This is a genomic window from Ensifer sp. ENS02, assembly GCF_014851885.1.
Classification (GTDB): Bacteria; Pseudomonadota; Alphaproteobacteria; order Rhizobiales; family Rhizobiaceae; genus Ensifer; species Ensifer adhaerens.
This window is the reverse complement of sequence record NZ_JACVAO010000030.1, coordinates 34,906-49,009: the sequence shown is the minus strand read 5'-3', so window position 1 is coordinate 49,009 and position 14,104 is coordinate 34,906. Positions and strand designations below refer to the sequence as shown.

At 57.2% G+C, this 14,104-nt stretch carries 7 protein-coding genes and 1 pseudogene; 5 read left to right on the top strand and 3 right to left on the bottom strand.

All coding sequences use genetic code 11. The features are described 5' to 3' along the window. Positions 1-147: 147 nt before the first annotated feature. Positions 148-789 (top strand): helix-turn-helix domain-containing protein, encoded by a 642-nt coding sequence (locus IB262_RS34130; RefSeq protein WP_089046231.1) that lies wholly within the window; start codon positions 148-150, stop codon positions 787-789. 232 nt (positions 790-1,021) lie between these two features. Here the strand turns inward: IB262_RS34130 and IB262_RS34125 are convergent, their stop codons facing one another. The 3 genes from IB262_RS34125 to IB262_RS34115 form a co-directional block, all read right to left on the bottom strand. Continuing rightward, the gene (locus tag IB262_RS34125) at positions 1,022-1,240 is read right to left on the bottom strand and encodes a hypothetical protein (RefSeq protein ID WP_110819836.1); all 219 of its coding nucleotides are present in this window, start codon (positions 1,238-1,240) and stop codon (positions 1,022-1,024) included. 495 nt (positions 1,241-1,735) lie between these two features. Next, on the bottom strand, positions 1,736-3,883 hold the full coding sequence (gene catE, locus IB262_RS34120; RefSeq protein ID WP_110819830.1) for a catalase C: 2,148 nt from the start codon (positions 3,881-3,883) through the stop codon (positions 1,736-1,738). A 117-nt stretch (positions 3,884-4,000) separates the two neighbouring features. Next, a complete protein-coding gene (locus IB262_RS34115; protein WP_060529765.1) occupies positions 4,001-4,510 on the bottom strand; it encodes a ferritin-like domain-containing protein in 510 nt (169 codons plus the stop codon). Between the two features lie 479 nt (positions 4,511-4,989). Here IB262_RS34115 and IB262_RS34110 point away from each other — a divergent pair, with 479 nt between their 5' ends. The 4 genes and pseudogenes from IB262_RS34110 to IB262_RS34095 all read left to right on the top strand — a co-directional run bounded on the left by IB262_RS34110 (position 4,990) and on the right by IB262_RS34095 (position 14,034). Further along, entirely contained in the window at positions 4,990-6,153 is a 1,164-nt protein-coding gene (locus tag IB262_RS34110) for a glycosyltransferase (protein WP_167550738.1), read from the top strand. 39 nt (positions 6,154-6,192) lie between these two features. Next, positions 6,193-8,535, top strand: a complete 2,343-nt coding sequence (glf, locus tag IB262_RS34105; RefSeq protein WP_192494491.1) for a UDP-galactopyranose mutase — start codon at positions 6,193-6,195, stop codon at positions 8,533-8,535. 8 nt (positions 8,536-8,543) lie between these two features. Next, positions 8,544-11,722, top strand: a pseudogene (locus IB262_RS34100) (glycosyltransferase). After that, positions 11,719-14,034 (top strand): glycosyltransferase family 4 protein, encoded by a 2,316-nt coding sequence (locus IB262_RS34095; RefSeq protein WP_110819831.1) that lies wholly within the window; start codon positions 11,719-11,721, stop codon positions 14,032-14,034. Before IB262_RS34100 ends, IB262_RS34095 begins: the two are co-directional and overlap by 4 nt. Positions 14,035-14,104 lie beyond the last annotated feature (70 nt).

Genomic DNA, 14,104 nt, shown 5'->3' with positions numbered 1-14,104 from the left:
GAACATTCTTGTCCTTCACAAACCTCTTTCCGGCCCCGATGTCATCGCGGCCTTGGCCGCACTACGTAGTAATGCGTAGTGGAACGAACGAATTTCGCACGCGGCCATGCTTCGTCATGATCTGACCGTCAACAAAGGGTCGGTCCCATGTACGCTTCTACCGCTTCCATCCCCTCCTTCAGCTTCAATGCCGCCGTAGCCCTTGATGGTCGTTCGTTTGCTCGGCCTCGCGCAATCTCATTCTACGGGGCAGAAACTGAAATCTATGCCCAGGGAGAGGTGGCGGGTACGCTCTATCGGATCGAGTATGGAGCTGTTCGGATCTTCCGTCTGCTCGCCGACGGCCGCAGGCAGGTGGTTGCGTTTCACGTTGCCGGAGAGACCTTCGGTTTCGAAGCGCGGACCATGCGCAGCTTCTTCGCTGAAAGCATCGCCCCTACGGGTTTGACAATCCTAACCTTCGAAGAACGAGGCCGCTGTTCTTCAGAGTTAATGGCTCTGGCGCTTGAGTGCATGGTGCGGGCGCAGGAGCATCTTTTGGTCGTCGGAAAGCAGAGCGCGCTTGAAAAAGTGGCCGTCTTCCTCGTTGACCTTTTCGAACGTCAAGGCGCAAACGGCACGATCGACCTTCCAATGACCCGGACAGACATCGGCGACTATCTTGGGCTGACGATCGAGACTGTTTCACGAAGCTTCTCTAAGCTGCGATCCATGGGGGTGATTCGACTCAAAAGCGCACGCGCGGTCGAGGTATTGAACCTCACAAAGCTACGACTGATGAGCGAATAGGCGGTTCATCGGGATCGCGGCCGCGATACACCCGCTTTTGGGGCGAACAAGACTGCCAACGCAGACCGAACGCGGTGTCGCAAGGGCCTACGCAGTTATCGAGCAGCAGTTCGAGACCGGCTTCAACCGGCTTGTCAAGGAAGGCAGTCCTCTATCCCTGCGCCTTGAAAGCGTGCGTCCGCGATCAAACCTTCCCCTGCGAACCGCGGCGTCGAAATTAAAGTCCGACAAATCAGAAGCCGAGTTTCAGGTCGGGGTTGACGGTACGGCGGATCTTGCGAAAAGCGGATCCGAAATCGTCGTCAAGCGCTACGGCTGCCAAAGCGAACTCGGTCATATCGCTTTCGATGCCGGTGTGCTTGTTGGCTTGTTCGATAAGAGCGGTGCTGATCCTACCGCCGCTCTTTCTGCTCTTTTCGCCCAGCAGGCCGGAATGCTCAGCCGCTTTCATGACCGCATCAATCTGCTGCTACAAGTGAACTTGCCGACCTTCGCACAGCGCACGCGCTTTGCACGCAGCGTTGCCCCTGGCTGTTCTCCCGTTCCACTGTGCTTTCCCATGACAGGCCTCGTGTCTGACAAATCTAGATTTCGTCTAACACAGAGTGGCTCCTCCTCGATATCAAGCCAGAGCTATGTAGCTGTGGTGTGGCTCTGCGACCCACACCACACACAAAGCCACTGGCCGAGTTTCCGGACTCGTCGAAGCGGCCTCTGAGCTGTGAATCGTTCGCTCTGGAACGCTGAGAAAATGCGCGGGTCGCGCGTGAGTCCGAAGTGGCACTTCCCTGCTGTCGGCCTCTGCTCGGTCAACCACGGGATGCGATTGCGCGAGCTTCGGAAGCATCACCGCAACGGCTCCAGTCCACAGCGACGAATCGTTTGATCCACGCCACCACCATCCACGGCCAAGGTCCCGTGTTTGGCGCGCGGGATCTCAGCGAGCCTAGTCTGGAGGCGACGAAGCTTTACCCAGCTTCACCGACGGTTCTCGGGCCCAGACGCGCAGCTTGCCGAGCGTCGAGACGAAATCGGATATTCCCTTTTCGCCTGGAAGCTCGATTGTACCCTCATCGAGGCCATCGGCGATCCCGGCTTTTTCGATCAACGGCATCGCCGAGGGGTCGTAGCCGATGAACTTGCAATGCTGGAAGGCGTCCGCCACGAAATCGCGGGCGGTGGCTTCCTTTACGAGGTCGTCGATGGCGTCAGCCGAAGTCAGCAGGACGACGGCGTCAAACAGCACGGAGGGACCGCCATCGATCATGTGATGTGCTTCTATCCAGGTCCCGTCCGAGGCCGTAGCGCCCCCGACCTTCGGAGCGACAAGTTCGCAGGCCCCCTTTTCCTTGGCGACCGCCGCGGTCAGGCCGTTTAACAACGCTGCATCCAGACCGTCGGTGATCAGGATGCCGAGCTTGCGGCCCTCGAAGCGTTTCGGTCCGCGTTCCACGATGCTGAGCGCTGGGGACGGTTCAAGATCCTGCCGGGTTGGCATGGCCGCATCAGCCGGGCTTGGCATCGAATGGAAGCCGAGCTTCTGGGCAACGGCGGTTGCTAGCGTTTCGTCGATATTGAGGAGATGGGACACCATCCGTTCGCGGATAGCCGGCGTTTCGACCTTGCTCAGCTCGAATGTCAGCGCGGCCGCTATGTGGCGTTGCTCGGGAGCGGTCTGGCTAATGTAGAATTGGCGAGCCTGGCTGTAGTGGTCGGCAAAGCTCTCCGGCCGTAGCCGCGCCTTCGTCCCTGTCTCTTCGGCGGGGAAATGCCGGTAGCCGCTCATCGGCGATTCCCGTGGCCCCTCCGCAAAGGAGTTCGGCTGGTAGTTCACTCTACCGATCGGATTGCGCATAGCCATGTGGCCGTCCTGCTGGAAATGCGCGAAGGGACACTTCGGCGCATTAATCGGAAGATGGGTAAAATTGGGACTGCCGAGACGTTTCAGCTGCGTATCGAGATAGGAGAAGTTACGCCCCTGTAGGAGAGGATCGTTACTGAAATCGATGCCAGGCGGAACGTTCTGCGTCATGAATGCTACCTGCTCGGTCTCGGCAAAGAAGTTGTCCGGCATGCGATCAAGGACGAGCCGTCCAATCGGCTGGGGCGCCAGGACCTCCTCGGGAATGATTTTCGTCGGATCAAGCACGTCGAAATCAAAGCTGTCTGCAAATTCCTGATCGAAAAGCTGAACCTGCAATTCCCATTCCGGGAAATTGCCCGACTGTATTGCCTGCCAAAGATCGCGGCGGTGAAAATCCGGGTCGGCGCCATTGATCTTCACCGCCTCGTTCCAGGCTACCGACTGGAGGCCCAGCTTCGGCTTCCAGTGAAACTTAACGAAGGTCGACTCGTCCTTTGCATTGACGAGGCGGAAGGTGTGAACGCCAAACCCTTCCATGAACCGGAACGAGCGGGGGATCGCGCGATCCGACATCACCCACATGATCATGTGCATGCTTTCCGGCGTGAGGCTGATGAAGTCCCAGAATGTATCGTGGGCAGATTGCGCCTGGGGAAAGGCGCGGTCCGGCTCCGGCTTCACCGCGTGAATAATATCGGGAAACTTGATTGCATCCTGGATGAAGAAGACAGGAATGTTATTGCCTACCAGGTCCCAGTTGCCCTCCTTGGTGTAGATTTTTACCGCGAAACCGCGGACGTCGCGGGCAAGATCAAACGACCCCTTGCTGCCGGCAACTGTGGAAAAGCGGACGAACGCCGGTGTCTTCTCACCTGCTCGCTGAAAAACATCAGCCCGGGTATAGGCGGCGAGCGACTCGTAGGTTTCGAAATAGCCGTGCGCTCCATAGCCTCGAGCGTGGACTACCCGCTCGGGGATGCGCTCATGGTCAAAGTGGAAAATCTTTTCACGGAAATGAAAGTCGTCAATCACAAGCGGACCGCGTGGCCCAACGCGCAGGGAGTTTTGGTCGTCGGCAACGGGGCCGCCCTGAGCGGTGGTCAGGACGGGCGTATCGTCTTCCGCGATCTGGTGAAGCTCGCCTCCTTCCCCGCGGCGCACCTTTTGATCATGGATCGTCACAGTTTCCCGCTGCTTCAAGGTCGACTTTTCTTGAGATTTCTTGGCCATGGGGCGAACTCCGTTGTTTCGAATTGATTGGCCGGGGGACTACGCGGAGAGTGCGCACTTGCCTGTGCCGGAATGAAAAAGCCGCCGTCCACGGCGGCTTCTCCATGTCGAGTTGGACTACTCGGCGGCCTGCTTGGAAGCCTTTAAGTTTGCCGCAGCTTCGCCCAGTGCCGTCAGCTTTTGATCGGTGGCGATCTCCTCCTGGAGATTGGCGTCGAGCAGTGGAACGGCTTTATCGAGACCAAGCTGGGCGGCCCACGATTTGAGCGTCCCATAGCGGGCAATTTCATAGTGTTCGACCGCCTGGGCCGACGAGATGAGGCCGGCATCGAGGGCGGGACTGTCACGGTACTCTTCCATGATTTCTTCGCCTTCGGCGAGGATGCCTTGGATGGCTTCACATGTCTTACCCCGCAGAGGTTTTCCGATAATCTCAAAAACCTGCCCCAGCCGCTCGATTTGACCTTCGGTCTCGTCCCGGTGCTTGAGGAAGCCAGCTTTGCCTTCTTCAGACCGCGCAGCCCGTGCCATCTTTGGGAGCGCCTTGAGGATTTGCTTTTCCGCGAAATAGATGTCCATGAGGGTATCGTGGAAGAGATCGCTCAGGACTTTCGTCTTCGTAGCCATTTGGTGGCCTTTCTCTCATTTCGAGTTGAACTACATCAGTTCACTCTTTGAACAGTTCACAGGTGAGGGTCACCAAGTCATCAATCCGCATGACCTCAGACCACACCAAACGTTGTGGCGCCGGCTATGTTCCGGTTTCTGTGAAAAGGAGCGTCGAAAACTCGCAGTGCCAAAGATCGGCGACGCAGTGAACTCCTTCTTTCTTTCTGCAGGATGCCTTTTTCCTTCTGACGATCCCGTGTTCAGGGACGTTTGAAGTTCGGCTTTCGTGAGCAGAATCGGCGCCACCAATGGGAACTCGATTGACACCGGTGGTCCTGAATAGATGGGTTGGGAAATTTAAGTTGGCCAAAACTGGAACAAACAGTGTGCTCGGCGGTTCCAAGCCGAGACTATTAGATTCCTGACAAATACAACTCCGTTTCCCCAAACGCGGTGGTCGTCAAGACGTTCGCGACTGTAGATGTGCGAAGTGAGTAATGCGAAAGATTGTCGTCATCAGTGATTTCCAGGACGGCTGGCCACCGGTTTCAACAGTCCCGACTAAGTCAGAGCGCTTGGCGGCCTGGGCATCGACTTTCGCGGATGATTTGGCTGCTCGGCCAACCGCAGAAGACAATGTCGAGGTAAAGGGTAGCTATCTCGAACGAATGCCAATTGCCTGCGTAGCCGATGGCCTAGTCGATCGGGCGGAGATCTGGAGCCATTGGCTGGCCAGCGGCCCCCCACCAACGGTAAGAGAAAGTTCCTTCCTGACACGGCGCTCGTTCCACCTCGACGGTAACACCCCTCCGTTTTCGTCGGACGACATGCTTGCTCATATCGAGATCTATGGCGCTCCGGATATTCTCTGTGTCTGGGGCCTAGGGGTCGATGAGGAAATCCTGCAGGCTTGTCGAAACAGCTTCAAAATCTATAACTCGATCGACGCGCCGGCGTTGCGGGTCCCTTTCGCCACGAGCCGCCACTTCGATCTGATCCTGACCGGATCAGAAGAACAGAGCCGCGAGGTCGAGGCGTGTCACCCGGGCAAACGCACCGCGGTCCTTCCGATCGGTCCGGAATTTGCAGCACCGTCGATGTTCTACCCAATCGAGGGGGCCAAGCCTTACGACATAATTTATGTAGCCGCCGCGCAAGCCTATAAGCGTCACGATGTCCTGTTTCACGCGCTCGCCAAGATGCCGAAGTCCGTGCGCGCACTTTGCGTTTTCGGCTACGGCGATCGATCGGATCAGTTGCGTCAACACGCGGCGGAATTGCAGATTGATGTCGACTTTGTCGGACCTCCAGGCGTCTCCTTCGCGGAGGTCAACAGGTTGATGAATCTCGCTCGCATGGGCGTGGTGTGCGGGGTCGATGACGGGGCCCCGGCGGTCCTCACCGAATACATGCTCGCAGGTTTGCCTGTACTTGCCAACGCCGAACTGCGATGCGGCCAGCAATACATAACCCCGCAGACCGGCGCGACCGCAACCTCGGACGAGTTTCATATTGCTATTGCCCAGATGTTGTCGCGGCTTACCGACTTTAGTCCGCGCGACGCAGTCCTCCGATCTTGGACTTGGCCACACTCCATCAAGAAACTTCGCCAGCTCATTCGAGCCGAACAGTCAGCAAACAAGGAGGCGCGCGTCAATTGAAGTTGTTCGGGCCTACGAACATCTCAGCGCGGAATGAGTATGGATGTTCTAACCGCAGATCTGAAGAAAAAAGAGAGTTCTTCTAATGCTCGCGCGCCGGTGATTTGTTTTTCACACCTGCGGTGGGATTATGTCGTGCAGCGGCCACAACACCTCATGAAGCGGTTTGCTCGCGACCGACACGTCTACTTCTTTGAAGAGTTTATTCCGACAGACCACCATCTGGCCTATCTGGAAATCCATCCTTTCGCGGGCACGACCGTAAAATCCGTTAGGCCCCGAATTCCCAGGGAATGGACCGAGGCACAACGAAACACGGGTTTGGCCGGATTGCTCGACGAGCTTCTGGACCTTGTTGGTCATCCCAAGCCAGTCCTGTGGTTCTACACACCAATGATGTTTCCATTTGCCCGGCATGTCGATGCGGCCGCAATTGTTTATGATTGCATGGACGAACTTGCCAACTTCAGATTCGCGCCGGCAAATATGGTGAAACTGGAGCGTGAGCTGATGCATCGGGCTGATGTGGTCTTCACAGGTGGCCATAGCCTCTACGACGCCAAGCGCCTCCTGCATGACAATATTCATCCCTTTCCCTCCAGCGTGGATGTGGGGCACTTTCGGTCGGCACGAACGGTGCCGATCAGCCCACCGGACCAAGCGGATCTTGCTGGCCCTGTCCTCGGTTTTTGCGGAGTCATCGATGAGCGTCTTGATCTGGAACTGATAAGCGTCTTGGCGGCACGACGGCCGTCCTGGTCAATCGTTCTCATTGGTCCGGTGGCCAAGATCAGGGAGGAGGATCTTCCTCGCGCACCCAACATCCACTACCTCGGCCAGAAGGACTACAAGGTCCTGCCTGCCTATTTCTCTGGGTGGAACGTGGCTCTAATGCCGTTTGCCATGAATGAGGCCACCCGGTTTATCAGCCCGACAAAGACCCCGGAATACCTGGCAGCCGGGCTTGCCGTGGTCACTACGCCGGTTGTCGACGTCGTGCGTCAATACAAAGACATCAGCGGGGTCTTCTTTGCATCCGATGCGAGCGAATTCGTTGAGGCATGCGAAGCCGCAATGAAATTAAAGCCCCGGTCAGGAAAATGGCTGAAAGGCGTCGATGAATTTCTGTCGACGGTCTCATGGGATGAGACTCACCGGAAAATGGACGGATTGGTGCAGGAAGCGGCTGAAACAAATCTGCGCTCGATATCGCCCATTTCGCGAAAACCGGCACAAATGAGATCTAGGCGCCGTGCTTATGATTTTTTGATTGTCGGCGCCGGTTTTGCTGGGGCAGTCCTTGCCGAGAGGCTGGCAAACAAAGGCAAGCACAATGTGCTCGTCTGCGATCGGCGATCCCACATCGCAGGCAATGCGTACGATTTCTACAACGAACATGGCGTTCTTGTTCACAAATATGGCCCGCACATCTTCCACACCAACAGCGAAATGATCTTCGACTATCTTTCGCGCTTTACCGCGTGGAGGCCATACGAACATCGCGTGCTTGCTGATGTAGAGGGCAAGCTCTTGCCGATACCGATCAATCGCACAACCCTCAATGGGCTGTACGGACTTGATTTGAAGGACGACGACGCGGCTGCCCAGTACCTCGCCTCCAAGGCGGAGCCGATGGACCGGGTGCGCACTTCGAAGGACGTCGTTATCGCGCAGGTCGGATTGGATTTGTACCGGACATTTTTCGAGGGCTATACGCGCAAGCAATGGGGACTGGATCCTTCTCAACTCGACAAGGCAGTTACCGCCCGCATTCCTACTCGCACGAACACCGACGATCGCTACTTCCAGGACACCTTCCAGGCGATGCCAAAGGAGGGCTACACGAAGATGTTTGAGAATATGCTGGATAGCGATCGCATCGATATTCGGCTCAACACCGACTTTAGAGATGTCCGGGATGAGTTCCCCGGCACGCATATCATCTTCACCGGACCGATCGACGAGTTCTTCAACTATCAGTATGGTCGGCTTCCTTACCGGTGCCTGCGGTTCGAACACACGACCTACGACCAGCGGCGAATTTTGCCCGTCGGGGTCGTAAATTTTCCCTCTGAAGAGATTCCTTACACGAGAGTGACCGAATTCAAGCACATCACCGGGCAAGTCCATCCCAAGACGAGTGTGTGTCACGAGTACGCGTGTTCAGCCGGAGACCCTTACTATCCGATCCCAAGGCCCGAAAATCAGGAGCTCTACAACCAGTACGCGCTTCTTGCACGCTCGCGCAGCGATGTGACCTTCGTCGGACGACTGGCGAGCTACCGCTACTACAACATGGACCAGGTTGTGGGTCAGGCACTTTCGACTTTCAAGCGATTTGCGGCCAGGGACACGGCGGACCATAGCTTGGGTGTTCGATGAGCCCTCTCATGAAGCCAAAACAAAAGCTCGTCCTTGCGACCGACAGCTGCGATGCATCGGGCATGGGTGCCCACATGCTTATTCTCGGCGAGGGGTTGAGCGAACACTTTGAAGTTACGATGGTGATGCCGCGAGGATGCGAGGGCAACCTTGCTTCGAAAGCCTTCGCACTCGGCTTGGCGGTCAAAGAGTTCGACGACATCGCCGAGTGCGGTTTGTGGCTGAAATCGGTCGATGCCGATCTTATTCATGTTCACGCAGGCATCGGCTGGGAAGGCCATGGGCTCGCACACGCCGGAAAAGTCGCAGGTGTTCCGGTTATCAGAACGGAGCATTTGCCGTTTCTCCTCACCGAAGGAGAACAGAAGGCGGCGTTCTTCGAGGGCCTTGGCTTCGTCGAGCGACTGGTTGTCGTCTCCCCCGCGGCGCGGTCGACTTTCCCGAGTGAGAGCGTCGATCCAAACAAGATCAAGGTTGTCCGAAACGGAATTCCACCGCTTCGCGATGGCATCGAGGTGCGGTCTGAGTGGGGTTCCCAACGATCAAACACCCTTATATCGGTTGCGCGCTTCACACGGCAGAAGGACCACCTGACCTTGGTCAGAGCGATGCCTCGCGTCCTGCAACAATTCCCCAATGCTGTGCTGCTACTGGTCGGTACCGGTCCTGAAGTCGGCAATGTGAAGGATTTGGTCGCAGAGCTCGGACTTGAACGCGCTGTGTTGTTTGCAGGGCAGCGCAACGACATAGCCTCGCTGCTGGCATCGGCGGACGTTTTCGTTCTCTCATCGCTGTTCGAAGGGCTGCCGCTGGTGGTTCTTGAGGCGATGTCGGTGGGGGTCCCTGTCGTTGCGACAGCGATCGGAGGCACGATTGACGCTCTTGGAGACGAGCATCCCTTCCTTGTCGAGCCCAGCAATCCGGAAGGGCTTGCTGAGGGGATTATCTCCGTCCTAGCCGATCCGGCAGGGGCAGCTCGCACGGGAGAGGCGCAGCGACGAAGGTTCAAGCAACAATTCACCGCAGCCCGGATGGTCGAGGAGACCGCAGAAATCTACCGATCCGTTCTCCATTCAGCGGTCGCCAACGAAAGAGAGCATCGAACCATGAAACGCACGCGCATCGGTTTTATTGGAGTGGGCGGGATCGCGTCCCGCCATCTCGATATTTTGGCGGAATTCGACGACGTGCAACTCGTAGGCTTTGCCGATCCCGCCATCGAACGGGCCCAGCATGCGGCAGGCCGATTTGGCGCCAGAGCCTTTACTTCCTCTGCCCGGATGCTGGGCGAACTGGAACTGGATGCCGCCTATATCTGTGTCCCCCCATTTGCGCATGGCGATGTCGAGCGAGAGCTCATTTCGGCTCGAATTCCATTTTTTGTCGAGAAGCCAATCAGCCTGCATCTCGATCTTGCCAGGGAGCTCGCCGCGGGCATTGCTGCGGCCGGCCTGATTACCGCGGTGGGCTATCACTGGCGATACCTCGACACCGTCGAGGAAGCGCGCCGATGCCTGGCTGAGAACCCTGCGCAACTTGTTTCGGGCTACTGGCTCGATCAGACTCCACCCCCGAAGTGGTGGTGGAAAAAGGAGACATCAGGCGGGCAAACCGTCGAACAGACGACCCATATCGTCGATCTCGCCCGTTATCTTGTCGGCGATATCGTCCGGGTATTCGGCCAGACGACGCATAGAAAAAGGGATGACTTTCCTGATCTCGATGTTGCCACTTCGAGCACGGCCAGCTTTTTATTCGCAACAGGTGCAATCGGAAACATTGCGTCCACGTGTGCCTTGAAGTGGGGGCATCACATGGGATTGAACCTCTTTGCCGATGGCTTGGCGATTGAACTGACAGACCATGACATCATGGTGGATGTCGGGGCGGGGAGGCCGGTGCGCCGGGCCGACGGAGACCCGGTGCGGCTGGAGGATCGCGACTTCGTCGATGCGGTGCGGGGCCGCGAAAATCGCATTCGTTGCCCTTACCATGAGGCGCTCGCGACCCACCGCATTGCTTTAGCTCTGAGCAAGTCTGCCGAAACCGGTCAGCCCATCGACCTCCACAACTTTTAGGAATTGTGCCGATGTTCAGCCGCACCATAAGATCCCTCGGCGTCGAGCGCCCTGGCAAAATGTACTTCCTGGAATATGAGGAAGAGGCGCCAGCCGACGGTCACGTACAGCTCGACACACTCTTTACCGGGTTTTCGGCCGGGACCGAGTTAACGTTCCTCAAAAACACCAACCCCTACTTTCACTCGCGCTTCGACCGCGAGCGGGGGGTTTTCATAGCGAACGAACCTGACCTGACATATCCCGTCCCCTTTCTAGGCTACATGGAGGTGGCACGGGTCGCAGACACAAACGCCGCCGGCTACGCAACAAACGATATCGTCGCTGCAACCTACGCCCACAAGACCGGCCATGTAGCCGACCCGTTTTGCGACCTTCTCGTCCCACTTCCCACCACGATCGATCCGTTGCTTGGCATCTTCGTCGCACAAATGGGCCCGATAGCTGCCAATGGCATTCTCCATGCCGATGCCGATGCGTTCGGAACGGCACTGCCCTTCCTGGGGTGCGGTGTCATCGGTCGACGCGTATTGGTTATCGGAGCTGGGACCGTAGGCTTGCTCACAGCGCTCTTTGCCAAGACCCTTGGCGCTTGCCAGGTCCTCGTCGCGGATCCGTCACAGTTCCGCCGAGAAAAGGCAGAGGCGATGGGCATTCAGGCAATGTCAGAGGAACACGCCTGGCAACACGTGAAGACGCACTGGCACGACGGCGCTGCAAGCCGCGGAGCCGATATCGTGTTTCAGACCCGGGCCCATTCGGAAAGCCTTAACGTCGCACTCAAGGCCGTACGACCCCAGGGGAGCGTGATTGACCTGGCATTTTATCAGGGTGGAGCTGACAGGCTGAGATTGGGTGAGGAGTTTCACCACAATGGCCTTAACATACGCTGCGCGCAGATCAATCGTGTTCCACGCGGTCTTTCATCGCATTGGAGCCAACGCCGGCTTGCGGGCGAAACGATCGACCTGTTGGCCCGTGAGGGCGAACTGATCAAACAGCACATGATCACCCATGTGATCCCCTTCGAGGATGCTCCGGAGTTTCTTTCGGATCTGCTGCAGCGGAGGTTTGAGTTCTTGCAGATCGTCTTCAAGGTGGGGCCATGACGGGATCATGCCGCCCCAAGACCGTCCTCTTCGTCTTCGGCTGGTTGGTGGTGGGAGGAGAGGAAACCGAGGTTCGTCTTCTTGCGGCCAATATCGACCGTTCGCGCTACAAAATCGATGTGGTCGCATGCTTGCACAAGGACGGCATGCCCGCGCAGACGCATCAGCAGCTGCGGGCTTTGGGCATCGAAGTGGACACTGCGCCCTATTCCATGTCGCTCGAAGAGACCGTTGCCTATCTCGCCGACAAAATTCCTTCTTATGACGTGGTGGTTTCATGTCAAAATGTTGCAGACATTTACCCGGCACTTGAACGGCTGCACATTCGCCCGCCGTTGATCGAGCATGGTGGCCTGGTCCTGGAAGCTTTGAGCGGACCGAAACATTTGACCAGTCGCTATGTGGGTGTCTGTCGCTCCATTCGCGACGCCGCCGCGTCTCGAATGCCTGGGCGGGAATGTGATGCCCGAGAGATCCCATCTATGGTCGATCTCAAGGAGTTCGAGCCGAGCCGGCGGTCTGCAACGCGCCGGCAACTCGGCATCTACGACGACACGATCCTGGTCGGCTGGGTCGGGCGTCTTGATGCAAAAAAGAATGTCGAGACCTTCATCGAGGCGGCCGCGATTATTCACGCACAAGATCACACCATGCGCTTTGTGATCGTGGGAGGACCAGATGCATTCATGCCCGAATATGCGCAGCATCTGAAGGCTCTGTGTAGCAAGCTTGGATTGGATGCCGTCTTGAGCTTCCTGGGTGACCGGGTCGACGTCGCGGACCTGCTTGCAGCGTTCGACGTGTTCGTCTGGCTTTCGCGGGATGAGGGCATGCCCCATGTCATTTCTGAGGCTGGGGCCGCCTGCCTTCCGGTCATTGCAACGGCCGACAACGGTTCACGACAACAGATCAAACACGGCCTTTCTGGCTATTTTGTCGGACATGACGATCCACTAGCAGTGGCAGAGGCCGTCACAATGCTTGCCGGATCGCCGGAGTTGCGCGCCAGCTTCGGTCTACAGTTGCGTTTGCATGTAGAGAAGACTTACAGCGTCGAAGCGGTGGTTCCGCAGTGGCAGGCGCTTTTTGACGAAGTCCTTGAGGAAAGGACGCCGTGCGCTCCGACCGGACTGTTCCAGTCTTTCTTCCAAGGAGGCTTTGAATGTTCCACCCACCGCGTCCGACCAAGGGATGGGGTGGGTCGGGGTCGGCGCCTGGATATGATAGCCTCGATAAAACACGAACAATATGCGGAAAATGATTACCGTCAGCTGGCGAGCCATCATATCCGCAGCGTACGGGATGGTTTTCGCTGGCATCTGGTCGAGCAACTGCCCGGAACATATGACTGGAGCAGTGTTTTACCGTTAATGCGCGCAGCGCGCACCACCGGAACGCAGGTCATCTGGGATCTTATGCACTACGGCTGGCCCGATGATATCGATATATGGTCGCCTGAATTTGTGAGACGGTTTGCGCGTTTTGCGGGGGCTGCCGCAAAACTCCTGCGAAGCGAAATCGCCGCCCCGCCGTTCTTCGTGCCTGTCAACGAAATCTCTTTCTTTTCATGGGCGGGTGGAGATGCTGCTTACCTCAACCCTTGGGCAGGGCGCAGGGGCTTTGAGCTCAAGGTGCAGCTTGCGCGCGCCTCGATCGCGGCGATGGATGCTATTCTTGAGGTCGAGCCTCGGGCCCGATTTGTCCACTGCGAGCCGGCCATCAATGTTTTGGCCGATCCCGAGCGACCAGGCGATCGACTTGCTGCTGAAGGCCATCGATTGGCACAATACCAAGCCTGGGACATGATTTCGGGACGCTTGTGGCCCCAGTTGGGAGGCGCGGAAAAGTATCTCGATATCATCGGCGTCAACTACTACCACAACAACCAGTGGATCCACGGCGGCCCGACGATCGACGTCGAACACCCTCTCTACAAACCATTGCGCAAAATTCTTGTCGAAACCTACGCTCGATATGGCAGGCCAATGCTGATCGCAGAGACGGGTACTGAAGGCGATCGCCGGTCCGATTGGCTGGCATATGTCGGCGAAGAAGTCAGGGCTGCTATGATGTGGGGAGTGCCTATAGAGGCAGTATGTCTTTATCCTATTGCCAATCATGCGGGCTGGGATGACGGTCGCCCTTGCGACAATGGCCTTTTGTCAGCTGAACCAACGCCACCTCTTCGCAATGTTTACAGGCCGTTGGCGGATCAGTTGTTCCATCAGGTCAAAACGATCGAGGCATTTCTTCAAGAAATCGCAAACAAACATGATGCTCCGCCCCGGAGTTCGCGTGCTTCACGGATGTAATGGCGCAAAGATGGATAGGTGTTTGGAAAGCAGGGACCAAATCCCGTCTCGAGACTTTCTGACCAGGGAA